The organism is Pseudomonas sp. HS-18, assembly GCF_020401845.1.
Taxonomy (GTDB): domain Bacteria; phylum Pseudomonadota; class Gammaproteobacteria; order Pseudomonadales; family Pseudomonadaceae; genus Pseudomonas; species Pseudomonas nitroreducens.
This window is the reverse complement of record NZ_CP084413.1, coordinates 4,536,426-4,562,360: the sequence shown is the minus strand read 5'-3', so window position 1 is coordinate 4,562,360 and position 25,935 is coordinate 4,536,426. Positions and strand designations below refer to the sequence as shown.

The 25,935-nt window shown below is 65.8% G+C and carries 27 protein-coding genes; 23 read left to right on the top strand and 4 right to left on the bottom strand.

The window, feature by feature from the left end; all coding sequences use genetic code 11:
- Positions 1-2: 2 nt before the first annotated feature.
- The 9 genes from LDJ84_RS21185 to LDJ84_RS21145 all read left to right on the top strand — a co-directional run bounded on the left by LDJ84_RS21185 (position 3) and on the right by LDJ84_RS21145 (position 8,863).
- Entirely contained in the window at positions 3-785 is a 783-nt protein-coding gene (locus LDJ84_RS21185) for a protein phosphatase CheZ (RefSeq protein ID WP_024764972.1), read from the top strand.
- 31 nt (positions 786-816) lie between these two features.
- Positions 817-3,036 (top strand): chemotaxis protein CheA, encoded by a 2,220-nt coding sequence (locus LDJ84_RS21180; RefSeq protein ID WP_226045377.1) that lies wholly within the window; start codon positions 817-819, stop codon positions 3,034-3,036.
- Positions 3,037-3,098: 62 nt separating this feature from the next.
- Positions 3,099-4,217, top strand: a complete 1,119-nt coding sequence (locus LDJ84_RS21175) for a protein-glutamate methylesterase/protein-glutamine glutaminase (RefSeq protein WP_226045376.1) — start codon at positions 3,099-3,101, stop codon at positions 4,215-4,217.
- Complete coding sequence (locus LDJ84_RS21170; protein WP_024765933.1) at positions 4,217-4,957, top strand: flagellar motor protein; 741 nt, start codon at positions 4,217-4,219, stop codon at positions 4,955-4,957. The genes LDJ84_RS21175 and LDJ84_RS21170 overlap by 1 nt, the downstream gene beginning before the upstream one ends.
- Before the next feature lie 177 nt (positions 4,958-5,134).
- Entirely contained in the window at positions 5,135-6,019 is an 885-nt protein-coding gene (gene motD, locus LDJ84_RS21165) for a flagellar motor protein MotD (RefSeq protein ID WP_024765934.1), read from the top strand.
- Between the two features lie 52 nt (positions 6,020-6,071).
- A complete protein-coding gene (locus tag LDJ84_RS21160) occupies positions 6,072-6,860 on the top strand; it encodes a ParA family protein (RefSeq protein ID WP_024765935.1) in 789 nt (262 codons plus the stop codon).
- A gap of 97 nt (positions 6,861-6,957) precedes the next feature.
- Complete coding sequence (locus tag LDJ84_RS21155; protein ID WP_024765936.1) at positions 6,958-7,902, top strand: CheW domain-containing protein; 945 nt, start codon at positions 6,958-6,960, stop codon at positions 7,900-7,902.
- A gap of 72 nt (positions 7,903-7,974) precedes the next feature.
- Positions 7,975-8,454, top strand: coding sequence for a chemotaxis protein CheW (locus tag LDJ84_RS21150; RefSeq protein WP_015476565.1), 480 nt, complete (start codon positions 7,975-7,977; stop codon positions 8,452-8,454).
- A 1-nt stretch (position 8,455) separates the two neighbouring features.
- A complete protein-coding gene (locus LDJ84_RS21145) occupies positions 8,456-8,863 on the top strand; it encodes a DUF2802 domain-containing protein (RefSeq protein ID WP_084357436.1) in 408 nt (135 codons plus the stop codon).
- Between the two features lie 66 nt (positions 8,864-8,929).
- Here LDJ84_RS21145 and LDJ84_RS21140 read toward each other — a convergent pair whose 3' ends face one another.
- On the bottom strand, positions 8,930-10,330 hold the full coding sequence (locus LDJ84_RS21140; protein ID WP_051445688.1) for an amino acid permease: 1,401 nt from the start codon (positions 10,328-10,330) through the stop codon (positions 8,930-8,932).
- Between the two features lie 441 nt (positions 10,331-10,771).
- Here LDJ84_RS21140 and LDJ84_RS21135 point away from each other — a divergent pair, with 441 nt between their 5' ends.
- On the top strand, positions 10,772-11,269 hold the full coding sequence (locus tag LDJ84_RS21135; RefSeq protein WP_024765938.1) for a hypothetical protein: 498 nt from the start codon (positions 10,772-10,774) through the stop codon (positions 11,267-11,269).
- A 6-nt stretch (positions 11,270-11,275) separates the two neighbouring features.
- On the opposite strand, the gene LDJ84_RS21130 is transcribed toward LDJ84_RS21135, so the two are convergent.
- Together LDJ84_RS21130 and LDJ84_RS21125 are read right to left on the bottom strand one after the other, a co-directional pair.
- The gene (locus LDJ84_RS21130; protein ID WP_024765939.1) at positions 11,276-11,617 is read right to left on the bottom strand and encodes an EscU/YscU/HrcU family type III secretion system export apparatus switch protein; all 342 of its coding nucleotides are present in this window, start codon (positions 11,615-11,617) and stop codon (positions 11,276-11,278) included.
- A complete protein-coding gene (locus tag LDJ84_RS21125; protein WP_226045375.1) occupies positions 11,614-13,224 on the bottom strand; it encodes a flagellar hook-length control protein FliK in 1,611 nt (536 codons plus the stop codon). The genes LDJ84_RS21130 and LDJ84_RS21125 overlap by 4 nt, the downstream gene beginning before the upstream one ends.
- Before the next feature lie 259 nt (positions 13,225-13,483).
- On the opposite strand from LDJ84_RS21125, the gene ccmA reads away from it, so the two are divergent.
- From ccmA to LDJ84_RS21075, 10 genes are all read left to right on the top strand, one after another.
- Positions 13,484-14,137, top strand: a complete 654-nt coding sequence (gene ccmA, locus LDJ84_RS21120; protein ID WP_226045374.1) for a cytochrome c biogenesis heme-transporting ATPase CcmA — start codon at positions 13,484-13,486, stop codon at positions 14,135-14,137.
- Entirely contained in the window at positions 14,134-14,805 is a 672-nt protein-coding gene (gene ccmB, locus LDJ84_RS21115) for a heme exporter protein CcmB (protein WP_037007440.1), read from the top strand. Before ccmA ends, ccmB begins: the two co-directional genes overlap by 4 nt.
- Before the next feature lie 65 nt (positions 14,806-14,870).
- Positions 14,871-15,617 carry a heme ABC transporter permease gene (locus LDJ84_RS21110; RefSeq protein WP_089285719.1) on the top strand — a complete coding sequence of 249 codons (747 nt, stop codon included), beginning with the start codon at positions 14,871-14,873 and terminating at the stop codon, positions 15,615-15,617.
- A complete protein-coding gene (gene ccmD, locus LDJ84_RS21105; RefSeq protein WP_024765945.1) occupies positions 15,614-15,790 on the top strand; it encodes a heme exporter protein CcmD in 177 nt (58 codons plus the stop codon). Before LDJ84_RS21110 ends, ccmD begins: the two co-directional genes overlap by 4 nt.
- Complete coding sequence (gene ccmE / locus LDJ84_RS21100) at positions 15,787-16,272, top strand: cytochrome c maturation protein CcmE (protein WP_024765946.1); 486 nt, start codon at positions 15,787-15,789, stop codon at positions 16,270-16,272. The genes ccmD and ccmE overlap by 4 nt, the downstream gene beginning before the upstream one ends.
- Positions 16,273-16,274: 2 nt before the next feature.
- Positions 16,275-18,248, top strand: a complete 1,974-nt coding sequence (locus LDJ84_RS21095; RefSeq protein WP_226045373.1) for a heme lyase CcmF/NrfE family subunit — start codon at positions 16,275-16,277, stop codon at positions 18,246-18,248.
- Positions 18,249-18,250: 2 nt separating this feature from the next.
- Positions 18,251-18,793, top strand: a complete 543-nt coding sequence (dsbE, locus tag LDJ84_RS21090; protein ID WP_037013469.1) for a thiol:disulfide interchange protein DsbE — start codon at positions 18,251-18,253, stop codon at positions 18,791-18,793.
- Positions 18,790-19,260 (top strand): cytochrome c-type biogenesis protein, encoded by a 471-nt coding sequence (locus LDJ84_RS21085; RefSeq protein WP_037013471.1) that lies wholly within the window; start codon positions 18,790-18,792, stop codon positions 19,258-19,260. The genes dsbE and LDJ84_RS21085 overlap by 4 nt, the downstream gene beginning before the upstream one ends.
- Complete coding sequence (ccmI, locus tag LDJ84_RS21080; protein ID WP_084357434.1) at positions 19,257-20,468, top strand: c-type cytochrome biogenesis protein CcmI; 1,212 nt, start codon at positions 19,257-19,259, stop codon at positions 20,466-20,468. Before LDJ84_RS21085 ends, ccmI begins: the two co-directional genes overlap by 4 nt.
- Positions 20,469-20,491: 23 nt before the next feature.
- On the top strand, positions 20,492-20,896 hold the full coding sequence (locus LDJ84_RS21075; protein ID WP_037013473.1) for a hypothetical protein: 405 nt from the start codon (positions 20,492-20,494) through the stop codon (positions 20,894-20,896).
- A 109-nt stretch (positions 20,897-21,005) separates the two neighbouring features.
- Here the strand turns inward: LDJ84_RS21075 and LDJ84_RS21070 are convergent, their stop codons facing one another.
- Positions 21,006-22,208 (bottom strand): GGDEF domain-containing protein, encoded by a 1,203-nt coding sequence (locus LDJ84_RS21070; RefSeq protein WP_065086070.1) that lies wholly within the window; start codon positions 22,206-22,208, stop codon positions 21,006-21,008.
- Between the two features lie 221 nt (positions 22,209-22,429).
- On the opposite strand from LDJ84_RS21070, the gene LDJ84_RS21065 reads away from it, so the two are divergent.
- The 3 genes from LDJ84_RS21065 to LDJ84_RS21055 all read left to right on the top strand — a co-directional run bounded on the left by LDJ84_RS21065 (position 22,430) and on the right by LDJ84_RS21055 (position 25,924).
- Positions 22,430-23,143 carry a biotin/lipoate A/B protein ligase family protein gene (locus LDJ84_RS21065; protein ID WP_037013476.1) on the top strand — a complete coding sequence of 238 codons (714 nt, stop codon included), beginning with the start codon at positions 22,430-22,432 and terminating at the stop codon, positions 23,141-23,143.
- Positions 23,144-23,201: 58 nt separating this feature from the next.
- Positions 23,202-25,016 carry a monovalent cation:proton antiporter-2 (CPA2) family protein gene (locus tag LDJ84_RS21060; protein WP_037007441.1) on the top strand — a complete coding sequence of 605 codons (1,815 nt, stop codon included), beginning with the start codon at positions 23,202-23,204 and terminating at the stop codon, positions 25,014-25,016.
- A gap of 83 nt (positions 25,017-25,099) precedes the next feature.
- On the top strand, positions 25,100-25,924 hold the full coding sequence (locus LDJ84_RS21055) for an enoyl-CoA hydratase/isomerase family protein (protein ID WP_226045372.1): 825 nt from the start codon (positions 25,100-25,102) through the stop codon (positions 25,922-25,924).
- Positions 25,925-25,935: the final 11 nt, after the last annotated feature.

The following is a 25,935-nucleotide window of genomic DNA, read 5'->3' as shown; positions in this document are numbered from 1 at the left end:
TCATGGATTTCAACGAATCCGCGGGTGACTTCGAGTCGACCCTGAAAAAACACGCGCGCGAATTGGTCGACTGCCTCGAACGCGGCGACGTTCAGACCGCCGTGCAACTGATCTCCGAGCTTAACCAGGCGCGCGACCGAGGCCTCTACCAGGAGGTCGGCAAGCTCACCCGCGAGCTGCACAACGCCATCGTCAACTTCCAGATCGATCCCAACTCCCGGCACGCCGAGGAGATGTCTCAGATCGCCGACGCGACCGACCGCCTGTCCTACGTGGTGACGATGACCGAGAAAGCGGCCAATCGCACCATGGACCTGGTGGAGGAGTGCACTCCGGTGGTCATGCACATCGAGACCCAGGCCAAGGAGCTGCAGGAAGACTGGTCGCGCTTCATGCGCCGCGAGCTGGGCGCCGACGCCTTCCGCGACCTGGCCAAGCGCGTCGAGCAGTTCCTCTACATCAGCGCCCAGGACAGCCGCAAGCTCTCCGCCCACCTGAACGACATCCTGCTGGCGCAGGACTTCCAGGACCTCACCGGGCAGGTGATCAAGCGCGTCACCAAGCTGGTGACCGAGGTCGAGTCGAACCTGGTCAAGCTGGTCTGGATGGCGGGTCAGGTCGATCGCTACGCCGGTATCGAGCATGACCACGACGGCATGCGCGACGCGGTGGAAAAAGAAAGATCGTCCAAGGGTGAAGGTCCGCAGATTGCTGCCGATACAAGAAAGGACGTCGTGTCCGGTCAGGACGATGTCGACGACCTGTTGTCCAGCCTTGGTTTTTAAGCGTCGCCTGACGCTGTAGAGGGAGCACCGAATGAGCTTCGACGCCGATGACGAAATCCTCCAGGACTTCCTGGTGGAGGCCGGCGAGATTCTCGAGCTACTGTCCGAGCAACTGGTCGAGCTGGAAAGCCGCCCGGAAGACATGGACCTGCTCAATGCCATCTTCCGTGGGTTCCACACCGTCAAGGGTGGTGCCGGCTTCCTCCAGCTGAACGCGCTGGTGGAGTGCTGCCACATCGCCGAAAACGTGTTCGACATGCTGCGCAAGGGCGAACGCCGCGTGGATGCCGAGCTGATGGACGTGATGCTGCAGGCGCTGGATACCGTCAACGTCATGTTCCAGCAGGTGCGTGACGCGCAGGAGCCGACTCCGGCGACGCCCGAGCTGCTCGCTGCCCTGTCGCGCCTGGCCGACCCGAACGCCGCCCCGGCCGAAGCTCCTGCTCCGGCCGTGGCCGAGCCAGTGGCGGAAGAAGCTCCAGCCGCCTACGGCGACATCACCGACGCCGAGTTCGAGCAACTGATGGATGCCCTCGAGCCCACCGCTGATGCGCCTGCCGCACCGGTTGGCGCGGGTGGCGACGACATCACCGACGACGAATTCGAAGCACTCCTCGACCAGTTGCACGGCAAGGGCCAGTTCAGTGCTGGCGCCAAGGAAGCCGCCAAGTCCGCCCCGGCTCCGCTGGCCGAGGCTCCGGCCGCCAGTGGCGGTGACGAGATCAGCGACGATGAGTTCGAAGCGCTGCTCGACCAGTTGCACGGCAAAGGCCAGTTCACCGGCGCGAAGGAAGAAGCCGCCGCTCCCGTCGAGGCTGCTGCCGCGACCAGGGCCGAGGAAGCTCCGGCGGCCTCCGGCGACGACAACATCACCGACGACGAATTCGAGAAGCTGCTCGACGAGTTGCACGGCAAGGGCCAGTTCACCGGCGCGAAGGAAGAGCCGGTTGCGGCCGCCAAGCCGGCTGCCCAGCCTGCTGCGCCGGCGCCCAAGCCCGCCGCCGCGCCCGCACCGGCTGCTGCCGCCAAGCCTGCCGCGGCCAAGCCCAGCACGGCCGCCGCCGCAGAGAAGCCGGCCAACGAAGCGGAAACCACCGTGCGCGTGGACACCGCCCGCCTGGACGAGATCATGAACATGGTCGGCGAACTGGTGCTGGTGCGTAACCGCCTGGTGCGCCTGGGCCTGAACAGCGGCGACGAGGCGATGGCCAAGGCCGTCTCCAACCTCGACGTGGTCACCGCCGACCTGCAGTCGTCGGTCATGAAGACCCGCATGCAGCCGATCAAAAAGGTCTTCGGCCGCTTCCCGCGGCAGGTCCGCGACCTGGCGCGCAACCTGAAGAAAGAGATCAACCTCGAGTTGATCGGCGAAGAAACCGACCTGGACAAGAACCTGGTCGAAGCCCTGGCCGACCCGCTGGTGCACCTGGTGCGCAACGCGGTCGACCACGGCATCGAAGGCCCGGACGAGCGCGAAGCCGCCGGCAAGTCGCGCTCGGGCAAGGTGGTGCTGTCCGCCGAGCAGGAAGGCGACCACATCCTGCTGTCGATCTCCGACGACGGCAAAGGCATGGACCCGGACGTGCTGCGCGCCAAGGCGGTGGAGAAGGGCCTGCTGGACAAGGACGCGGCCGATCGCCTGTCCGAGTCCGACTGCTACAACCTGATCTTCGCGCCGGGCTTCTCGACCAAGACCGAGATTTCCGACGTCTCCGGCCGCGGTGTCGGCATGGACGTGGTGAAGACCAAGATTTCCCAGCTCAACGGGATCATCAACATCTACTCGACCAAGGGCCAGGGCTCGAAGATCGTCATCAAGGTCCCGCTGACCCTGGCGATCATGCCGACCCTGATGGTGATGCTGGGCAACCAGGCCTTCGCCTTCCCGCTGGTCAACGTCAACGAGATATTCCACCTCGACCTGTCGAACACCAACGTGGTCGACGGCCAGGAAGTGGTGATCGTGCGCGACAAGGCGCTGCCATTGTTCTACCTCAAGCGCTGGCTGGTGCCGGGCGCGCAGCATGACGAGCCGGGCGAGGGCCACGTGGTGATCCTCTCCGTGGGCACCCAGCGCATCGGCTTCGTGGTCGACCAACTGGTGGGCCAGGAAGAGGTGGTGATCAAGCCGCTGGGCAAGATGCTGCAAGGCACGCCGGGCATGGCCGGAGCGACCATCACCGGGGACGGGCGCATCGCGCTGATCCTCGACGTGCCGAGCATGCTCAAGCGCTACGCCCGTCGTATCTGACCACCGTGCGCGGGCCGCGGGGCCCGCGCCCGTGATGGAAGAAGTTTTTTTCAGGAGTGTCTATGGCTGTCAAAGTCCTGGTGGTGGACGATTCGGGGTTCTTCCGCCGCCGCGTCTCGGAGATTCTTTCGGCTGATCCGCAGATCCAGGTGGTCGGCACGGCGACCAACGGCCGCGAGGCGATCGATCAGGCGCTGGCGCTCAAGCCCGACGTGATCACCATGGACTACGAGATGCCGCTGATGGATGGCATCACCGCCGTACGGACCATCATGCAGCGCTGCCCGACGCCGGTCCTGATGTTCTCCTCGCTGACCCACGAGGGCGCGCGGGTGACCCTGGATGCGCTGGACGCCGGCGCCGTCGATTACCTGCCGAAGAACTTCGAGGACATCTCGCGCAACCCGGACAAGGTCCGCCAGTTGCTGTGCGAGAAGGTCCACACCATCGCCAAGAGCAATCGCCGCTTTGCCGCGTACTCGTCCTATTCCTCCAGCACGCCGACTTCAGCCGCACCGGCGGCCAGCAGCGCCGCGCGCCATGCCGCTCCCGCTTCCTCGGGCAGCAGCCATGCGCCAGCGACTCCGACGCCGACGACTTCCGCCGCCCCAAAGCGTAAGCCCTACCGGCTGGTAGCCATCGGTACGTCCACCGGTGGGCCGGTGGCGCTGCAGCGGGTCCTGACCCAGCTGCCTGCCAACTTCCCCGCGCCGCTGGTGCTGATCCAGCACATGCCGGCGGCCTTCACCAAGGCCTTCGCCGAGCGCCTGGACAAGCTGTGCAAGATCACCGTCAAGGAAGCCGAGGATGGCGACATACTGCGCCCCGGCGTGGCGTTGCTGGCTCCCGGCGGCAAGCAGATGATGGTCGACGCTCGCGGCGCTATCCGCATTCTCCCCGGCGACGAGCGCCTGAACTACAAGCCCTGTGTCGACGTGACCTTCGGTTCCGCGTCCAAGGCCTATGGCGACAAGGTGTTGGCGGTGGTTCTCACCGGCATGGGCGCCGACGGCCGCGAAGGTGCGCGCATGCTCAAGCAGGGCGGCGCCCAGGTCTGGGCGCAGGATGAGGCCAGCTGCGTGATCTACGGCATGCCCATGGCGATCGCCAAGGCCGGCCTGGCCGATGCGGTGTACAGCCTGGACGACATCGGTCGCCACCTGACCGAGGCCTGCGGCTGATGGATGTCCTCAGCCTGGTCGGCCTGATCCTCGCGCTGGTTGCCATCATCGGTGGCAACTTCCTCGAGGGCGGGCACGTCGGTGCCCTGGCCAACGGCCCGGCGGCGCTGATCGTGGTCGGCGGCACCCTGGCCGCCGCGCTGCTGCAGACCCCGGTGGCAGTGCTCAAGCGGGCGCTGACCATGTTGCGCTGGATGGTCCTGCCGCCCAAGGTGGACCTGGTCGGCGGCATCAACCAGGTGGTCGGCTGGAGCATGACGGCGCGCAAGGAAGGCCTGCTGGGCCTGGAAACCGTCGCCGACGCCGAGCGTGACCCCTATGCGCGCAAGGGCTTGCAACTGCTGGTGGACGGCACCGAGCCCGAGGCCATCCGCAGCATCCTCGAAGTCGACCTGTACAACCAGGAAAGCCGCGACCTCGCGGCGGCCAAAGTATTTGAAGCCATGGGCGGCTATTCGCCGACCATCGGCATCATTGGCGCGGTGATGGGCCTGATCCACGTGATGGGCAACCTCGCCGACCCCAGCCAGTTGGGCAACGGCATTGCCGTGGCCTTCGTCGCCACCATCTATGGCGTCGGCCTGGCCAACCTCCTGCTGCTGCCCATCGGCAACAAGCTCAAGAGCATCGTGCTGCGCCAGTCGTGTTACCGCGAAATGTTGATGGAGGGCCTGCTGTCCATCGCCGAAGGCGAGAACCCGCGCTCCATCGAGCTGAAGCTGCAAGGCTTCGTCGGCTGAGGGGGAGGGACAAAGTGGCCTGCTTGACCGATTCGCCAAGCCATCTTCGGCGCCAGAGTCTCCCATACTGCGTTGGCGCTCCTCGCCATAGAGTAACTATGGCTCGTCTCGCCGCCCTGTCTGGAAGCCCCTGGCATCCAACGCTGATCTCGTCAATCGATCGCGCAGGCCACTGACATGCCTCGCCGCAGACGCCACGAGGAACACGAGAATCACGAACGCTGGCTGGTGTCCTATGCGGACTTCATCACCCTGCTGTTCGCCTTCTTCGTTGTGATGTACTCGATCTCCTCGATCAACGAAGGCAAGTACAAGATCCTCTCGGAAACCCTGACCGGCGTGTTCAACCAGCCGGACCGTTCGATCCGCCCGATTCCCGTCGGCGAGGAGCGCCCGCGCACCCAGCAGCCGGACCAGTCGATCACCGAACCGCAGGACGAAGGGCAGGCCCAGGGCAGCCCCGATACCCTGCAGCAGATCAGCGACAGCGTGCGCCAGGCGTTCGGCGACCTGATCTCCAGCGAACAGCTGTCGGTGCGCGGCAACGAGTTCTGGATCGAGATCACCCTCAATTCCAGCCTGCTGTTCCCCAGCGGCGACGCGATCCCCAATGACGCTGCCTTCGCCATCATCGAGAAGGTCGCCAGGATTCTGGCGCCTTACCGCAACCCGGTGCATGTCGAAGGCTTCACCGACAACGTGCCGATCCATAATTCGCAGTACCCGACCAACTGGGAGTTGTCCGCGGCCCGTGCCGCCAGCATCGTCCGCATGCTCGCCCAGGACGGCCTCGACGCCGGTCGGCTGGCGGCGGTGGGCTATGGCGAATTCCAGCCAGTGGCGGACAATGCCACGGCGGATGGTCGCGCACGCAATCGCCGGGTGGTGCTGGTGATCTCCCGCAACCTGGAGGTGCGCCGCAGCATCAGCGGTGTCGGTAGTGGCAAGGCACAGCCCGATCCGGCCTTGCGGCATGCTGGCACGCAACCTGCACCAGTGCTTGCCAGTGAGGCGCCCGCCAGTGGTGCCGTCAATTCTTCGTCATCGGCCACAGGGCAATGAGAACCATGACTACGATCCTGAGCCGATGCTGTGCCACCGGGGAGCGCGCACTATGAAAGTCTGGGCGGTAGCCAACCAGAAAGGTGGCGTCGGCAAGACCACTTCCTCCATCGCCTTGGCGGGCCTGCTGGCGGATGCCGGCAAGCGCGTGCTGATCGTCGATCTGGACCCCCACGGCTCGATGACCAGCTATTTCGGCCATGACCCGGACAGCCTGGAGCACAGCGTTTTCGACCTGTTCCTGCACCAGGGCAACGTGCCCGAGGGACTGCCCGAGTCACTGCTGCTGCCCACCAGCCACGAGAACATCCGTCTGCTGCCATCGAGCACCGCGCTGGCCACCCTGGAGCGCCAATCGCCGGGGCAGAACGGCCTGGGCCTGGTGATCGCCAAGAGCCTGGCGCAACTGTGGAACGAATTCGACTATGCGATCATCGACAGCCCGCCGCTGCTGGGTGTGCTGATGGTCAACGCCATGGCGGCCAGCCAGCACCTGGTGATCCCGGTGCAGACCGAGTTCCTCGCCCTCAAGGGCCTGGAGCGCATGGTCAACACCCTGAAGATGGTCAACCGCTCGCGCAAGCAGGCGCTGCCGTTCACCATCGTGCCGACCCTGTTCGACCGCCGCACCCAGGCGTCCCTGGGCACCCTGCGGGTATTGCGCGATACCTACCCGGACACGCTGTGGCAAGCCTTCATCCCGGTGGACACCAAGCTGCGCGACGCCAGCCGCCTGGGCATGGTGCCGTCGCGCAACGACAGCAACAGCCGGGGCGTGATCGCCTACCGTGCGTTGCTCAAGCATCTGCTGGCCCATGTGCCGGCGAGCCAGGTAGCCTGAGCATGGCTGGCACCCACAGAAGAATCCGACGGATGCGTTCAAGTCCTGCGCATCCGCTGCCGATAGGCTGGACAGTTACCTTGCGCGGTTATCCATCATGAGTCGTTCCGCTACCGCCACTCGCCCCCAGCTCGCGCTGCAGTCCTACCTGGATGCGCTGCTGCAGGAGGCCACTTTCGAAGACTTCGCCGTGGAGCCGCTGGCGCAGCCCGTTGCCGCACCCGTTGCACCGGTTCCGGTCGCCGCGGTGGCATTGGTGGTCAGCGAGCCGGTGGAGCCACTCACCGCCGAACCTCAGGCAGCGGTGATGCAGGCGCCGGAAACCAGCGTCAGCCTCGACGAATTCGAAGCGGCCGTGCTCGAAGAGCAGGTTCGTGATGCGCGCCTGAGCGGCGTCGCCCGCGCGTCAGTTGCTGAACCCAAGGTCATCGAAGCCCTGCTGCCCGAACCGGTCGCCCCGGTCATCGAGGCGCCGATCGCCGACGAGCCGCCGGCGCAGATCGGCCAGGTCATCGACCTGCACCAGCCCGGCAGCGCCGAGATGCCCGCCGCGCCGCTGAAGCTGCTCGACGATGGTCGTCCGGTATGGGCTGCCGAGCCGTTCGAGTGCCTGCTGTTCGACGTCGCCGGCCTGACCCTGGCAGTGCCGCTGGTCTGCCTGGGCTCGATCTATCCGCTGGCGGGGCACGACCTGACCCCGCTGTTCGGCCAGCCGGACTGGTTCCTTGGCATCCTGCCGGGGCAGAACGGCAACCTCAAGGTGCTCGACACCGCGCGCTGGGTGATGCCCGAGCGCTACCGCGACGACTACCGCGAGGGGCTGCAGTACGTGATTTCCGTGCAGGGCTACGAGTGGGGGCTGGCCGTGCACCAGGTCAGCCGCTCGGTTCGCCTCGACCCGTCCGAGGTGAAGTGGCGCAGCCAGCGCCAGCAGCGCCCGTGGCTGGCCGGCACGGTGATCGACCAGATGTGCGCGCTGCTGGATGTCTCGGCCCTGGCCGAACTGATCGCCAGCGGCGCGGCGAAGCACCTGAAGCCCTGAGGCCGGGCGCTACCTTATTGAAAGACAACCATCGCGCCGCAGGCGGCGCGGTACCAGAAGAGGCGAGGGGATATGAAGAAAACGTCAGCGCAAGGTGCCGAAGATCCGATTCTGCAGTGGGTCACCTTCCGCCTGGACAACGAGACCTACGGCATCAACGTGATGCAGGTCCAGGAAGTGCTGCGCTACACCGAGATCGCGCCGGTCCCCGGTGCCCCGAGCTACGTGCTGGGCATCATCAACCTGCGCGGCAACGTGGTCACCGTGATCGACACCCGCCAGCGTTTCGGCCTGGACCCGGCGCCGGTCTCGGACAATACCCGCATCGTCATCATCGAGGCCGACAAGCAGGTCGTGGGCATCCTGGTCGACAGCGTTGCCGAGGTTGTCTATCTGCGCCAGTCCGAGATCGAGACCGCGCCGAACGTCGGTAACGAGGAATCGGCCAAGTTCATCCAGGGCGTCTGCAACAAGAACGGCGAGCTGCTGATCCTGGTCGAGCTGGACAAGATGATGACCGAGGAAGAGTGGTCGGAGCTGGAGAGCATCTGAGGTGCTGATCGCCCTGGTGGTACTCAGTATCGTCTGCGCCGGTTTGGCGCTGGCCTGCGTCTGGCTGTCCGGCCGGCAGCGCGACCAGCAGGCGCAGGCCGCCGAACTGGCCAAGCAGCTGGCAGTGTTCGAGCAGCGCCTGAAAGAGCAGGGCAAGCGCATCGAGTCGTACCAGCAGATCAATATCCGCATGGGCGAAGAGCTGCGCGAGCTGACCAAACAGGTCGCGCCGCTGCCGGAGCGCCTGGTGCGCATCGAGCAGCGCGACCCCACCAGCCTGTCCTTCAGCCAGGCCGCGCGCCTGGTCGGCATGGGCGCCAGCCCCGAAGACCTGACCCAGAGCTGCGGCCTGTCCCAGGCCGAGGCCGAGCTGGTCGCCCGCCTGCATCAGGGCAAGGTGCGCGACTGAGTGCCGGGCATCTAGCCCGAAAATGAATCAGGCCCCGGAAGTGGGGCGTGGTGATTGTCGCCGTACTCAGTGCTTGCGACTGTTCGTGCCGATGTTGAACGTCTGCGCGACGATGCCCATGACGACGATGACTGTTGCCAGCAGCAGGGTGTAGACGACTTCGTAGAAGTAGGTTCCTTCCCAGACCATGATGATGAAGGCGCCGATGATGAATACGATCACGGCATAGGTCAGCCACGGGAACAGCCAGACCTTGAGCTGGATGTCCCGGCCCTCGGCCTCCAGCTTGCGGCGCATGCGCAACTGGGAGAACGCAATGACGAGGTAGACCAACAGGGCGATGGTGCCGGTGGCCTGCATCAGCACGTCATACACGTCCATCCAGTGCATGGCCGACAGGAATATCGCCACCAGGGCGAAGATGCTGGAGATCATCACGCCCACGTAGGGGGTGCCGGTGCTGCGCCCGGTGATCTGCATGATGCGATGGGCATCGCCGCGTCGCGACAGCGAGTAGAGCATGCGCGAGGCCGTGTAGAGCGCCGAGTTGAAGCAGCTGCACACCGAGGTCAGGACGATGAAATTGACGATCAGACCGGTGTGGGGAATACCCAGCATATCCAGGGTGACGCGATACGAACCCCAGGTCGGATCGCCAAGGTGCGGGTTGTTCCAGGGCACCAGGGCCACCACGATGAAGATCGAGCCGATGTAGAACAGGCAGATGCGCCAGACCACCGATCTAGTCGTCTTGATGATTTCCTTGCCGGGATTGGCCGACTCGGCTGCGGCTACGGTGACGATCTCGGCGCCGAGGAATGCGAACATCACGCCTAGCAGGGCTACCACCACGGCCTGCCCGCCATTGGGCATGAAGCCACCGACGGCGGTCAGGTTCGACCATCCGCTGGTGTTCCCCCATGGCCACAGGTGGGCGATCGCCAGGCCGCCGATGCAGATGAATAGGACAATGGCAACGACCTTGATCAGGGCGAACCAGAACTCGAATTCGCCGTAGTTGCGCACGTTCATGAAGTTCACCAGCATCAACGCCAGCGTGACGATCAGGGCGAAGCTCCAGCCCGGAATCATCGGGAACCAGCTGTTGAGGATGGTGCCGGCGACGAAGGCCTCCCAGCCCATCAGGAGAGCCCAGAAGTACCAGTACAGCCAGCCGATTGTGAAACCGGCCCAGCGTCCGATGGCGCGGTCGGCGTAGGTGGAGAACGATCCGGTATCGGGCTGCGAGACGGCCATTTCGCCGAGCATCCGCATGACCAGCACCACCAGAATGCCGCCGCCCAGGTAGGCTAGTACCGCAGCCGGCCCTGCCATGGCGATGGTCTTGCCTGAGCCGACGAAAAGCGCCGCGCCGATCACTCCTGCGATGGACATCATGGTCAGATGGCGGGACTTCAGGCCGCCTTTGAGTTCGGTGCTGGGGGCCCCGCTGGCCAGATCATTCATCTTGCTCAAAATCAGACTTCCCTTGCCGCACGGTGGACGGCATGAACGGATGGAGGTGCTTGCCAATCGAATCACCGAGAACTCGTCCTTCCGGCTCCCCGTCGTCCAATTGACACTGGTGACTGCCGGTTCGGTTCCGGTCACTGCACAGCTTGACGGTTGTGTGTAGCCGAAGAGCACGGCGACTTCATGTGCTTTTGCCCACCTGTCGCCGGGCTGGCTCTCAAAGTTGAACAGGTTCCATATTCCGATCCGGACTGCATGGATGGCGAAAGCTGGGGGGCAGTTCCGTGCCGATGTTGGGCGATAGCGGCGGACTACCATCCATCTGATCAGGATTTTGTGGGATGAAGCTGACGGGTGATTCGGATTTATCTGATAAGAAAGGCGTCAAATCGTCGCTAAATTGGCCTCGTCAAAACTTCTCCCGAGGCCATCGATATGGCGACCATTTCCCGACGTGCCATGGTGCTGTGCTCGCATCCCGGTCGGCTGCTGAACTACAGCGTGCTGCTCAATCGTCTGGAGTTCTATCACCTGAGCCTGTGCCTGAACCTGGATGAAGTACGCAAGGCGCTCGCCACCCGGCAACGCTACAGCCTGTTCATCCATGACGACTTCCGCCCGGGGCCCGGCGAGCTGCTGAGCCTCAAGGCGCTGAGCCAGAGCAATACCTTCCGCCAGTTCCTGCTGGTCGGGCACTACAGTGCCGAGGAAAAGCGCGGGCTGATGCAATGGGCCTGGGCCAACCGCGTACCGCTGCTGGATGTGCTGGACAAGCCGCTGTCGCTGGCGCAGTTGCGCGAAGTGACCAGCGGCATGGTGCTCTATCACAGCGAGGACCGGCAGCCAATCCGTCAATCGGTTCGAGAGTTCTGCGATTTCGCCCCGGCAGGCGATCATCCGCCGGCCCAGCTCGGCTGCGAGTGTCGCAGCTGAGGCTGGTCACTGGCGCCGGGAGTCCGGTCCTTCCAGCAACAGGGGCATCGCGTCCGGCGGCGCCCCTGGCGTGTCGTTCAGCGGGCTCTTGCCCTTGAGATACCAGGCGAAGGCGATGATTTCGGCGATGGTGCGGTAGAGCGCCTCGGGAATCGCGTCGCCCAGCTCCAGGCGCGCCAGCAGGCGCACCAGTTCACCATTCTCGTAGATCGGCACCTCATGGTGGCGGGCGATGGCGAGGATGGTTTCCGCCAGTTCGTCGTCACCCTTGGCGGTGAGGGTCGGCGCGCTCTGCCCGTCATAGTTGAGCGCGATCACCTGGTGTGGGGCTTTCCTGGCCTTCTTCATGCGGTCTCATCCACCCAGCGCTGTTCCACGGCCGTCCGCGCCCCCTGGGGCGGCTTGCCCTGGCGGCAGCTCAGCTCGCCCACGGTCAGGCCGGCGTCGCTCAGGCGTTGGCGCAGAGTGCCCAGTTCGCCATCGATGAGGTTGGCGGTGGTGTCGCGCTCGGCCCACAGCTGGGTGCCGATGCTGCCGTGGGCCAGGGTGGCCTGGACCTGCAGCGGGCCGAGGCTGTCCAGGTCGAATGCCAGGTCGACGCGCCAGAGCATGTCGCGGGTCTGCTGCTCGCGCTCGCTGGCCGGGCTGTCCTTTTCTTCCTGCTGGATACGCACCTGGATCGGCACCATCTGATGTTGATGGCGCAGGGGGATTTCCAGCTGCCAGGTATTCACCACCGTGCCGTCGGGGAGAACGTCGCTTTGCGCCAGGCTGCCCAGCTGGTGTGTCTGCAGGCGCGAAACCGCGGCCGCGGCGAGCTTGAGCAGCGATTCGAGATCACCTTCCTGCTCCAGCTCACTGGCAAGCCGGCTGGGGAGCGGAAAGCTGATCGCTGACGGTGTGCGCCCGCTGGTCTGGCCGATGACACCCAGGGCGTTGCGCACAAAGGCCGGCATGGCCTGCGCCAGATTGCTGGCACCGGCCATGGCGTTGCTCGGCAGATTGTTCAGCACGGCCGCCGCCGTGCCGCCTTGTACGGCAGGCAGCAACTGGGCGATCAGCCGCAGCAGGTTGGCCTTGAGGTCCAGGGGAAGGCTTTCGACACCGCGCAGCATCTGCCCTTCGAGGAACGCGCCGCTCTGCTGGAAGGCCTGGGCCACGCCCTTGGCGTCACTGAGCTGGCGAATGTCCGGCAGTGCGCCGAGCAACTTGTCCACCGACTGACGCAACTCGGGGCTCACGTCCGGGTTGCTGCCGGCGCCCTGCAGCGCCTTGAGCAGCCCGTCCAGGGGGCCCTGGCGGCTCTGCTGGGCGCTGAGTTGCAGGCTCAGGTCGAGCTGTTCCAGGCGGGCATTCATCGGCAGGAACTGCAAGGCCTGCTGGTCCTGCACACGGGCGCTGAGCAGGCTGTTGAGCGGTAGCGGGTTGGGCGATTCGATGCTCAGCTGGCGCCCGGCCAGCGGAGTGTTGAGCAGCGTCACCAGGACCTTGTAAACCACCTGTTCGGCCTTGCCGAGGGCGACCAACTGGCTGGCATCGACCTTGCCCTGGATCAGCGTGCCGACCGGCAATACGTCGAGGTCGAGGCTTCCCAGCGGTGTCTGGCTGGCGCCGCCCAGGCCCAGCGAGCCCAGTCTTGGTTGGGTCAGCAGGGTGGCGGCGAGGCTGGTCTGGTTCAGAGTCGACAGCTGAAGGGTGCTGCCCTTGGGCAGCGCCTGGGAGCTTTCCGCCACCACCAGCGCCTGCTGGCCGCTGGCCATGGTCAGGCGCAGCAGCAACTGGAAACTCACCTGCCCGTCACGTACCGCCAGCACTTCCGCATGGGCCTTTTCCCCCGGCGGCAGCAGATCGCCCAGGCTTTGCGCGAGCTTGAACGTCAGCTCGGCGGCGTTCTGCGTGCTGCGCAGCGACGGCGTAGGCGGTAGCGGACGGGAAGCGCCAATTTCGCTTGGCATCGGGGACCTGTAGGCGGCGTGACGGGATTACGCCCAGTGTATCGGCGGCGATTGCAGGGACTTTAGACCGTCCGGCGGCCGCGGGGCAGGGCGCTTGAGCTGGCAGGGTGCGCTGATTTGACGTTACACCCTGTCGAAAAACCTGACGTCGGGCTTAGGAACGGCTGTGTATAATGCGCCGCCCGAGGCTGCGCTTGGCGGTCCGGACGGTATGGCCGCTTTTTTGCACCACTGACTGTTTTCTGCCCGACGGTTGCCGATGCCCTTGAACCATCCCCTCCTCGAAACCGTGGCGCTCGCCTGCGAGCGGGACTGGCGCATGCTGTTCGAGCGTCTCGATTTGCGACTGGGCGCGGGCGAAATGCTACAGATCGTCGGCCCTAATGGCAGCGGCAAGACCAGCCTGCTGCGCTTGCTCAGCGGGCTGATGCAGCCCACCGCCGGTGAGGTGCTGCTCAACGGCAAGCCGCTTACCGAGCAACGCCACGAACTGGCCCGGCTGCTGTTGTGGATCGGCCACGCCGCCGGCATCAAGGGCCTGCTCACCGCCGAAGAGAATCTCGCCTGGCTCTGCGCCCTGCACCAGCCGGCCAACCGCGAGGCCATCTGGCAAGCGCTGGAAGCGGTCGGCCTGCGCGGTTTCGAGGACGTTCCCTGCCATACCCTGTCCGCCGGCCAGCAGCGCCGCGTGGCCCTGGCGCGTCTGTACCTCGACGCGCCGCCGCTGTGGATCCTCGACGAACCCTTCACGGCCCTGGACAAACAGGGCGTGGCGCAGCTCGAAGAACACCTCGCCGGCCATTGCGAGCGCGGTGGCCTGGTGGTGCTGACCACCCACCACACCCTGGAGCGCATGCCTTCAGGCTATCGCGCCCTCGACCTGGGTCAGCACGCACGGGAGGCGGCGCGATGAGCAACGTCTTCACCCTGCTGCTCGCCCGCGAAGCGCGCCTGCTTTTCCGCCGTCCGGCGGAGCTGGCTAATCCTTTGGTGTTCTTCGCCATCGTCATCGCGCTGTTCCCGCTGGCGGTCGGCCCCGAATCGGAAATGCTCAAGAACCTTTCGCCCGGCCTCGTCTGGGTCGCGGCATTGCTGGCGGTGCTGCTGTCGCTGGACGGCCTGTTCCGCAGCGATTTCGAGGATGGTTCCCTGGAGCAGTGGGTCCTTTCGCCGCACCCCCTGCCACTACTGGTCCTGGCCAAAGTGCTGGCACACTGGCTGGTTTCAGGGCTGGCCCTGGTGCTGTTGTCGCCGCTGTTCGCCCTGATGCTGGGCCTGCCGGCGCGCTGCCTGGCGGACCTGCTGCTGTCGCTGCTGCTGGGTACGCCGGTGCTGAGCCTGCTGGGCGCCGTTGGCGCTGCACTCACCGTCGGGCTCAAGCGTGGCGGCCTGCTGCTGGCCTTGCTGATTCTGCCGCTCTACATTCCGGTGCTGATCCTGGGCAGCGGAGCGCTTCAGGCGTCGCTGCAGGGGCTGCCCACCGCCGGGCACCTGTTGTGGCTGGCCAGCCTGACGGCGTTAGCATTGACGCTGACGCCCTTTGCCATCGCCGCCGGGCTGAAGATCAGCGTCGGCGAGTGAACGAACGATCGCCGGGCTGGGAAGCGGCACCGGCGGCAGACTAGAGCTTTGAAATACAGAGCCTGATGATGAACTGGACTTGGTTTCACAAACTTGGCTCGCCCAAGTGGTTCTACGAGATCAGCGGACGCTGGCTGCCGTGGTTCGCCGTCGCTGCAATCGTGCTGATGGCTGCCGGCACCGTCTGGGGCCTGGCCTTCGCACCGCCGGACTACCAGCAGGGCAACAGCTTCCGGATCATCTATATCCACGTACCGGCGGCGTTCCTCGCCCAGTCCTGCTACGTCATGCTCGCCGTGGCCGGCGCCATCGGCCTGATCTGGAAAATGAAGATCGCCGACGTCGCTGTGCAGTGCGCCGCGCCCATCGGTGCCTGGATGACCTTCGTCGCGCTGGTCACCGGGGCCATCTGGGGCAAGCCGACCTGGGGCGCCTGGTGGGTCTGGGACGCACGCCTGACCTCGATGCTGATCCTGCTGTTCCTGTATTTCGGCATCATCGCCCTGGGCCAGGCCATCACCAACCGCGACAGCGCCGCCAAGGCCTGCGCCGTGCTGGCGATCGTCGGCGTGGTGAACATCCCGATCATCAAGTACTCGGTGGACTGGTGGAACACCCTGCACCAGCCGGCCACCTTCACCCTGACCGAAAAGCCGCCAATGCCGCCGGAGATGTGGATTCCGCTGCTGATGATGGTCGCCGGTTTCTACTGCTTCTTCGCCGTGGTGCTGTTGATGCGCATGCGCCTGGAAGTGCTCAAGCGCGAAGCCCGCGCGAGCTGGGTGAAGGCCGAGGTGGAGCGCGTGCTATGAGTTTCGAGTCTTTCTCCGATTTCCTCGCCATGGGGCACCATGGCCCTTACGTGTGGTCCGCCTACGCCATCTGCGCGGTGGTCCTGGCGATCAACGTCGTCTCGCCCATCGTGGCGCGCCGGCGTTACCTGCAAGAAGAGGCGCGTCGTCTGCGCCGGGAGGCCAGCAAGTGAATCCGGTCCGCAAGAAGCGTCTGTACATCGTTCTCGCCATCGTTGCCGGTGTCGGTGTCGCCGTCAGCCTGGCGCTGTCGGCCCTGCAGGAAAATATCAACCTGTTCTACACCCCGACCCAGATCGCCAACGGCGAAGCGCCGCACGACACGCGTATCCGCGCCGGCGGCATGGTGGAGAAGGGCTCGCTCAAGCGTTCGGCGGATTCGCTGGACGTGGAGTTCGTGGTCACCGACTTCGCCAAGGAAGTCACGGTGAAGTACCGCGGCATCCTTCCTGATCTGTTCCGTGAAGGGCAGGGCATCGTCGCCCTCGGCAAGATCAACGAGGCCGGCGTGCTGACCGCCGATGAAGTGCTGGCCAAGCACGACGAGAAATACATGCCGCCGGAAGTCACCAAGGCACTCAAGGACAGCGGCAAGCTGGAGCACTACGAAGCCAGCCAGAACGGCAATGCCGCGCCGCAACAAGGGAGCAACTGACGATGGTCCCCGAACTCGGCCACCTCTCGCTGATCCTCGCGCTGTGCATGGCGCTGGTGATGTCGTTCTTCCCGCTGATCGGCGCCTGGCGCGGCGATCGCCAGTGGATGAGCCTGGCGCGCCCGGCAGCCTGGGGGCAGTTCGCCTTCCTGCTGTTCTCCTTCGGCTGCCTGACCTGGGCCTTCCTCCACGATGATTTCTCGGTGGCCTACGTCGCCAGCAACTCCAACAGCGCGCTGCCCTGGTACTACAAGTTCAGCGCCGTGTGGGGCGCTCACGAAGGCTCGCTGCTGCTCTGGGCGCTGATCCTCGGCGGCTGGACCTTCGCTGTCTCGGTGTTCTCCCGCCAGTTGCCGGAAGTGATGCTGGCCCGCGTGCTGGCCGTGATGGGCATGATCAGCACCGGTTTCCTGCTGTTCCTGATCATCACCTCCAACCCCTTCAGCCGCCTGCTGCCGCAGGTGCCGGCCGACGGCAACGACCTCAACCCGCTGCTGCAGGATCCGGGCCTGATCATCCACCCGCCGATGCTCTACATGGGCTACGTGGGCTTCTCGGTGGCCTTCGCCTTCGCTATTGCCGCGCTGCTCGGCGGTCGCCTCGACGCCGCCTGGGCGCGCTGGTCGCGGCCCTGGACGCTGGTGGCCTGGACCTTCCTCGGCGTCGGTATCGTGCTGGGCTCCTGGTGGGCCTACTACGAACTGGGTTGGGGCGGCTGGTGGTTCTGGGACCCGGTGGAAAACGCCTCGTTCATGCCCTGGCTGGTGGGCACCGCGCTGATCCACTCGCTGGCGGTGACCGAGAAGCGTGGCGTGTTCAAGAGCTGGACCGTGCTGCTGGCCATCGCGGCCTTCTCGCTGAGCCTGCTGGGCACCTTCCTGGTCCGTTCCGGCGTGCTGACCTCGGTACACGCCTTCGCCTCGGACCCCGAGCGTGGCGTGTTCATCCTCGCCTTCCTGCTGGTGGTGGTCGGTGGCTCGCTGACGCTGTTCGCCCTGCGCGCGCCGGTGGTCAAGAGCCAGGTCGGCTTCGCCCTGTGGTCCCGCGAGACCCTGCTGCTGCTGAACAACCTGATCCTGGTGGTCACCGCCTCGATGATCCTGCTGGGCACCCTCTACCCGCTGGTGCTCGACGCCATCAGCGGCGCCAAGCTGTCGGTCGGCCCGCCGTACTTCAACGCGCTGTTCGTGCCGCTGATCGCCATCCTCATGCTGGCCCTGGCGGTCGGTGTGCTGGTGCGCTGGAAGGACACTCCGACCCGCTGGCTGCGCAACATGCTCACCCCGGTGCTGATCGGCACCGTGGTGCTGGGTGGCCTCGGCAGCTTCCTGTATGGCGAACTGCACTGGGAAGTGCTCGCCGTGTTCATGCTGGCGGCCTGGGTGGTACTGGCCGGTGTGCGCGACTTCTTCGACAAGGTCCGCCACAAGGGCGTGATCGCCGGTGCCGCGGGCCTGAACCGCAGCTACTGGGGCATGCAGCTGGCGCACTTCGGCATTGCCATCTGCGCCATCGGCGTGGTGCTCACCAGCCAGTTCAGCGCCCAGCGCGACCTGCGCATGGCGCCGGGCGAGTCGGTTGAGCTGGCGGGTTACCAGTTCCGCTTCGAAGGCACCCACCATTTCGAAGGTCCGAACTTCACCTCCGACAAGGGCACCATCCGCGTCACCCGCAAGGGCTCGGAAGTGGCCGTGCTGCACCCGGAGAAGCGCCTGTACAGCGTGCAGAACTCGATGATGACCGAGGCCGGCATCCACGGCAGCCTGACCCGCGACCTCTATGTCGCCCTGGGTGAGCCGCTGGATAACGGCGCCTGGGCCGTGCGCGTGCACATCAAGCCCTTCGTGCGCTTCATCTGGCTCGGTGGCCTGCTGATGGCCCTGGGCGGCGTGCTGGCGGCGCTCGACCGTCGCTACCGGCTGAAAGTGAAAACGCGTGTACGCGAGGCCCTGGGCCTCGCCGGACAGGGAGCCTGAGTGTGAAGCGTGCGATCCTGCTGTTGCCCCTGGCGATCTTCCTGGTCGTCGCGGTATTCCTCTTCCGTGGCCTGTGGCTGGACCCCAGCGAGCTGCCCTCGGCGCTGATCGGCAAGCCGTTCCCGGCGTTCTCCCTGCCCAGCGTCACCGAGCCGGGCAAGACCTACACCGAGGCCGATATCAAGGGCAAGCCGGCGCTGGTCAACGTCTGGGGCACCTGGTGCCCGACCTGCCGCTTCGAGCATCCGGTGCTGACCGACCTCGCCGCCAAGGGCGTGGTGATCTACGGCATCAACTACAAGGATGACGGCGCCGCCGCGCAGAAGTGGCTCAAGGAGCTGCACAACCCCTACCTGTTGAACATCGCCGACGCACAGGGCACCCTCGGCCTGGACCTGGGTGTCTACGGCGCGCCGGAGACCTACATCATCGACAAAGACGGCATCATCCGCCACAAGCTGGTTGGTGCCGTCGACGAGAAGGTCTGGCGCGAGCAGTTGGCGCCGATCTACCAGGGGCTGGTCGACGAGGCGCAAGGCAAATGAAGCGACTTATTGCCGCCGCAGCGCTGGGCCTGGCTCTCACCGGTATCGCCCACGCGGCCATCGACACCTACGAGTTCGCCAACGACGCCGAGCGCGAACGTTTCCGCGACCTGACCACCGAGCTGCGTTGCCCCAAGTGCCAGAACCAGGACATCGCCGACTCCAACGCGCCGATCGCCGCCGACCTGCGCAAGCAGATCTACACCCAGATGGCGGCCGGCAAGAGCAATCAGCAGATCGTCGACTACATGGTCGACCGCTACGGCGAGTTCGTGCGCTACAAGCCCGAAGTCAGCGAGCGCACCTGGCTGCTCTGGTTCGGCCCCGCCGCGCTGCTGGGGCTGGGCGTGATCATCATCGGCGCCATCGTCGTGCGCCGCCGTCGCCCGGCCGCTGCCACTTCCACCACGCTGTCCGCCGAGGAGCAGGCGCGTCTCGACCAATTGCTGGATAACCAAGACAAATGATCGATTTCTGGCTCGCTGCCGGCCTGCTGTTGCTGGTAGCCCTGGCATTTCTCCTCGTCCCTCTGCTGCGTGGCCGCAAGGCCCAGGCCGAGGAAGACCGCACCGCCCTCAACGTCGCCCTGTACCAGGAACGTCTGGCAGAGCTGACCGCCCAGCGTGACGCCGGGACCCTCGACGACGCTCAGCTCGAAGCCGGCCGCGCCGAAGCGGCCCGCGAGCTGCTCTCCGATACCGACGGTGCCAGCGAGGACCGTCGCTCGCGCCTGGGCCGTGCGGCGCCGATGATCGTCGCGCTGGTCCTGCCATTCCTCGCCCTGGGCCTGTATCTGCACTGGGGCGCCAGCGACAAGGTCGCCCTGGCCCGCGAATTCGCCACCGCGCCGCATTCCATGGAAGAAATGACCACTCGCCTGGAGCGTGCGGTTCAGGCCCAGCCGGATTCCGCCGAAGGCTGGTACTTCCTCGGCCGCACCTACATGACCCAGAACCGAGCCGGCGACGCTGCCAAGGCTTTCGAGCAGGCCGCGCGCCTCTCCGGGCGCCAGCCGGAAGTGCTCGGCCAGTGGGCCCAGGCGCTGTATTTCGCCGGTGACAAGGCGCTGACCCAGCAGGTCCGCGAGCTGGCCGACGAAGCCCTGAAGAAGGACCCGCAGGAAGTCACCACCCTCGGTCTGCTCGGCATCGCCGCCTTCGAGGACGAGAAGTACGCCGACGCCATCGACTACTGGGGCCGCCTGGTTGCCGTGCTGCCGCAGGACGATCCGTCCCGCAGCGCCATTGCCGGTGGCATCGAGCGCGCCCGCCAGCGCATGGTCGAGAAGGGCGAGACCCCGCCGGAGGCTCCTGCCGCTGCGCAGACTGCCGGGGTGACCCTGAGAGTGAAGGTCGACCTGACCGCTGCCGTGAAGGGCCAGGTCAAGCCGGACGACAGCGTGTTCGTCTTCGCCCGCGCAGTGAGCGGCCCGCCGATGCCGCTGGCGGTGAAGCGCCTGAAGGTCTCCGACCTGCCCAGCGAGGTTTCCCTCAGTGATGCCGACGCGATGATGCCGCAGCTCAAGCTCTCGCAGCACCCGCAGGTGCAGCTCGTCGCGCGGATCTCCCGTGCCGGCAATGCCATCACCGGCGAATGGATCGGACGCAGCGAAGCGTTGTCTACTGCCAACGCGGGCGAGCAGAGCATCACCATCGACAGCCCGGATCAGAAGTAAGACGAACAAGAGAGGGTTGAGCGATGAAGGGCAGAGTGCTGGCGCTGGGCGCCATGCTGGTACTGGGTGGTTGCGTGGTGCAGCCGCAGCAACCTGAGCAGCCGCCACAACAGACGTCTCCGCCTGCGCATCCGACTACCCCGACACCGCCGCCCAAGCAGTCGTCTTCGCCGATCACCCCGCAGCCGAGCTCCGCACCGGCTGCCAAGCGCCCGACCCAGTTCGCCCCGCCGCCCGGTGGCAAGGGGCGCTGGGATGCCAGCCTGGGCGTCTACGTGATCCAGGGCCAGAAGGACCTCTACTACCGCCAGCGTACCTATTACCACTGGGACAACGGCTGGTACTGGGGCGTCGGCCCGCAAGGCCCATGGACCGAAACCGACAGCAGCGGCGTGCCGCCGGGGCTGACGCGCAAGTACGCGCAATAACGCGGACTTTTCGTAGGAGCGAGCGTGCTCGCGAACCGCTTGACGCCGGTGTCGCCGGGAGTCTCGTTCGCGAGCAAGCTCGCTCCTACAGGTTCCACCGAGGCGGCGCTCAATCGAACGTCCCCATCTCCGTCCCCAGCTCTATCACTTCCACCCGGTTGCGCCCACTGGCCTTGGCCTTGTACATCGCCTTGTCCGCTGCTGCGTAAAGTCCCTCGTAGGTGCCGGGAACGCCCGCTTCCAGGCAGGCAATGCCGAAGCTGGCGGTGAGGTAGAGCAGGCCGTCCTTCATCGGCAACGGGGTTTCCTCCAACAGGCGGCGCACCTTTTCGGCGATGGTGCGCGCCTGCGGCTGCGAGGTGTCGGGCAACAGCAGCAGGAACTCCTCGCCACCCAGGCGCGCCACGCTGTCGCCGGTGCGTGTGTAGTTGCGCAGGAGCGTGGCGGTGTGGCGGATGACTTCATCGCCCAGTGGATGGCCATAGCGGTCGTTGATGAACTTGAAATGATCCAGGTCCACCATGAGCAGGCTGATGGGCGCCGGCTGGCGCGCGGCGCGGGACAGTTCCATGCTCACCAACTGGTCGAACTGGCGGCGGTTGAACAACCCGGTCAGCGGGTCGTGGCCGGCGAGGTATTCCAGCTGGCGGTTCTTTTCCTCCAGTTCCAGCCGCTGTTGGCGGAGGAACTCGCGCTGGCGCAGGTTGCGCACATGGCCGTGCCAGAGGATCAGCGAAAGGATCACGCCGATGCCACAGATGGTCAGCCCGCCCATCTGATTGGACAGGCGCAGCTGCGGATCAGCCTGGGTCAGGCCGATCGTCAGTTCGAAGGCGGCGAAGGCGAGAATGTAGAGGGTGACCGCCAGTCGGGGGCGCATCAGCAGGATCAGGGCGGCGGCCACCGAGGCCATCAGGAAGGGCGTGATGCTGCTGGTGACCTGTTGGTCTGCGCCGGTTATGGCGACGCCGAAGCCCAGCAACAAGGCGCTGCCCAGGATGGTCAGCAGTTGCATGTACCACAGCGGCGCGCTGCGCCTGGGGGGTAAGGCGAGCCATGCCAGCAGTCCGAGCAGGGAGAAGAGCACCGCGACCGTGGCATGCACGCGGATGATGTCCATCCTCCAGCCGTCGTGCGCCGCGCTCGCCCCTTGCAGATTGAGCTTGAACACGATGATGTGGATCAGATCGAACAGCACGGCCAGCGGTGCCGACAGATACAGCCGCCTGAGGTTTTCCCGGGCGATCGGCAGCGCCAGCGCGTCGTTGACCGCGATGGCGTGGTGCAGTCGCTGGAGCAACGTCCTGGACACGGGCTCTGGCCTCCTGCGCAAAGTGCCGGGCAGTTGCAGAATAGTCAGCCGCTGCCACGCTGTCGTGGCGATCGAGCCTGACGTGACCTGGCCTCGCATTGAGGGAGTCACAGACCGCTATCGATAAATTTCCGACCCTGGCAACGAATTGGCCTGGAACATTGTCGGATAAGCCCTCTGCGGGCATAGTCCGCAACCCGGTTCGCTCAAGGATATGCGTCATGAATAGAGTGCAAAGACTGCCGACGGAGCAGGGCCTGGATGCTGAGCGCACGCTGCTGGACGCCACCTTTGCCGGCCAGCGTGACAGCGGCCTGCTGTTCTGGCGCCCACTGGAGCAGTCCCTGGTGATGCCGCGCCGGCTGAGCCGACTGGAAGGCTTTTCTGCCGCCGAGGCCGCGTGTGCCGGGCTGGGGTGGCCGATAGCCCTGCGCGACACCGGTGGCGAACCGGTACCGCAGTCCCCTGGCGTGCTCAATGTCGCACTGGTCTATGCGATCCCGCCGGGCGATAACGAGCAGACGCGTATCGAAACCGCCTACCTGCGCCTGTGCCAGCCGCTGTGCGACTGGTTGGCCGCCCTCGGCCTCGATCCGGGCCTGGGGGAAGTGGAGGGTGCCTTCTGCGATGGCCGCTACAACGTCAACCTGGGCGGTCGCAAGCTGGTGGGCACCGCCCAGCGCTGGCGTCGCCGGCCCAGCGACGGGCGTTATGTGGTCCTGGCCCACGGCGCGATCCTGATGGAAAACCAGCGCGAGCCGATGGTCGATGCGGTGAACGCCTTCTACGAGAATTGTGGGCTCGACGCCCGCGTGCGCGCCACCAGCCACGTGGCGTTGGATGAGTTGTACGAACAGCCCTGGGACCAGGTTGACGCCCTGGCCGGGCAGTTCCAGCGGCACTTGCTGGCCGAGGGTGTGGCGCTGGATGTGTGATACGAACGACGTGGGTGGATCTTCGCTTCGCCCCAACCCTTCCAAGGAGTCTTGATACATGGAACATGGGACGAATTACCTGCAATCCACGGTGGTCTTCCTGATCGCCGCGGTGTTCATGGTGCCGTTGGCCAAGCGCCTGCAGCTCGGTGCTGTGCTGGGCTACCTGCTGGCCGGGGTGATCATCGGGCCATACCTGCTGGGCCTGATCGACAACCCGGAAAGCGTCGCCAGTCTTTCCGAGCTTGGCGTGGTGCTGCTGCTCTTCATCATCGGGCTGGAGCTGTCGCCCAAGCGCCTCTGGGTGATGCGCAAGCAGGTATTCGGCGTGGGCCTGGCGCAGGTGCTGCTGACTGCCCTGGCACTGGGCAGCCTCGCCGTGCTGGTGTTCGAGCTGCCGGTGAATACCGCCGTGGTGATCGGTGGCGGCCTGGCGCTGTCGTCCACCGCCTTCGGCCTGCAGATCCTCGCGGAGCGCAAGGAACTCAACAGTCCCTATGGACGCCTGGCGTTCGCCATCCTGTTGTTCCAGGACATCGCCGCGATCCCGCTGATCGCCATGATCCCGCTGCTGGGCGCTCGCGCCGACACCCTCGCGCCCGGTGGCGATGTCGCCCATGTGATCGAAGTGGTGGGCAGCATCGCCGTGGTGGTGATCGGCGGGCGCTTCCTGCTGCGCCCGGTGTTCCGCTCGGTGGCGCGCACCGGCCAGGCGGACCTGTCCACCGCCACTGCCTTGCTGGTGGTGGTCGGTACGGCGTGGTTGATGGAGGAGGCCGGCGTATCCATGGGGCTGGGCGCCTTCCTCGCCGGCCTGCTGCTGGCGGATTCCGAGTACCGCCATGAACTGGAAGCGCAGATTGAGCCCTTCAAGGGCCTGTTGTTGGGGCTGTTCTTCATCAGCGTGGGCATGAGCGCTGACCTCGGCCTGCTCAAGAACGAGCCGTTCCGGGTCATTGGCCTGACCCTGCTGCTGGTGGCGATCAAGCTGCCGCTGCTGTTCGTCATCGGCCGTCTGGCCGGTGGCCTGGACAAGGTATCGGCGCTGCGCCTGGGCGTGCTGCTCGGCGCCGGCGGCGAATTCGCCTTCGTGGTGTTCAAGCTGGCGGCGGCGCAGGGACTGATGGACGCCGACATGCATTCACTGCTGGTGCTGGGTATCACGCTGTCCATGGCGATGACGCCGCTGATGGTGCTGGCCCTTGCACGTAGCATCAAACCCAAGCCCGCGGTACTGCGCGAACCGCCGCCGGAATACCGCCAACTGCCGGACGACGCGCCGCGCGTGGTGATCGCCGGCATGGGCCGGATGGGCCAGGTGGTCGCCCGTATCATGCGCGCCCAGGGCGTGCCCTTCGTCGCGCTGGACACCTCGGTTGATACCATCGAACTGACCCGCAGCTATGGCAATATCCCGATCTTCTACGGCGACCCGCTGCGCCCGGAGATCCTCCGTGCCGCCCAGGTGGAGAAAGCCGAGTTCTTCGTCGTCGCCACCGACGATCCACAGACCAACATCGAGACCGCGCGCCTGGTGCGCAAGCTCTACCCGCACATCAAGGTCATCGGCCGGGCGCGCAACCGCCAGCACGTCTATCACCTGCTGGACGCCGACGCGACGCCGGTGCGCGAAACCTTCCACTCGAGCCTGGAAATGAGCCGCCTGCTGCTCACCGGCCTGGGCCTGAACGAGGAGCAGGTCGGCGCGCGCATCCGCCGTTTCAAGCGCCACGACGAGGCGGTGCTGATGGCCCAGTACCGCGTCTACGACGACGAGAAAGCCGTGGTCCAGACTGCACGCGAGGCACGCAAGGAACTGGAAACCCTGTTCGAGGCTGACCACCTGGAAGACCAGGGTATCGGCCACCACTGACGGGCCATTCCGCGCATCGATAGTGCTGGGGTGGGCTGCCCGCCCCGGCGCATCCTCGGGTCTTCGCAATGGAGGCCCCATCGATGAGCGACTACCGCACCTTTACCCGGGAGGACCGCGACGGCGTAGCCGTGGTGAGCTTCCGTCATCCGCCGATCAACCTGATCGACCGCGCCATGGTCATCGACCTGCTGCATCTGGCCGATGAGCTCGAGCGCAACGCCGATATCCGTGTGGTGTTGTTCCGCAGCAGTAACCCGGACTTCTTCCTTGCCCACTACGATCTCGGCAGCCAACTGGACGCGCCGCCGATGAAGCTGCCCGCCGGCATGGCCAGCCCGCTCAGCGCGCTGCTCAGCCGTTTCAGCCGGTTGCCGCAGGTGACCATTGGTGAACTGCGCGGCCGCGCGCGTGGCGCCGGCAGCGAATTCCTCCTGGCGCTGGATATGCGCTTCGCCTCCCGTGAACGCGCGCTGCTTGGCCAGCCGGAAGTGGCGGTCGGCCTGTTGCCTGGCGCGGGCGGTACGGTTCGCCTGGCACAGATGCTCGGGCGGGGCAGGGCGCTGGAAGTCTGCCTGGGTGGCGAGGACTTCGATGCGGACACGGCAGAGCGCTACGGCTGGATCAACCGGGCACTGGCGGATGCGGAATTGGAAGGATTCTGCGAGGCCCTGGCGCGACGGATCGCGGCCTTCCCGGCGGCAGGCATCGTCCATGTGAAGGCGGTGGTGGATCAGGTGACGGCGGCGGACCAGGCGGCGCTGGTGGATGAATCGCATCGCTTCGTCGGTGACATGTCCGCACCCGCGACGCTGGAGCGGGTGCGCTGGATGATGGACAACGGTGGCCAGCGGGACGGGGAACTCGAACGCGAACTGGGGGCAGCGCTCGGGCGCTACCCGGCCTGAACCGCTGGCGA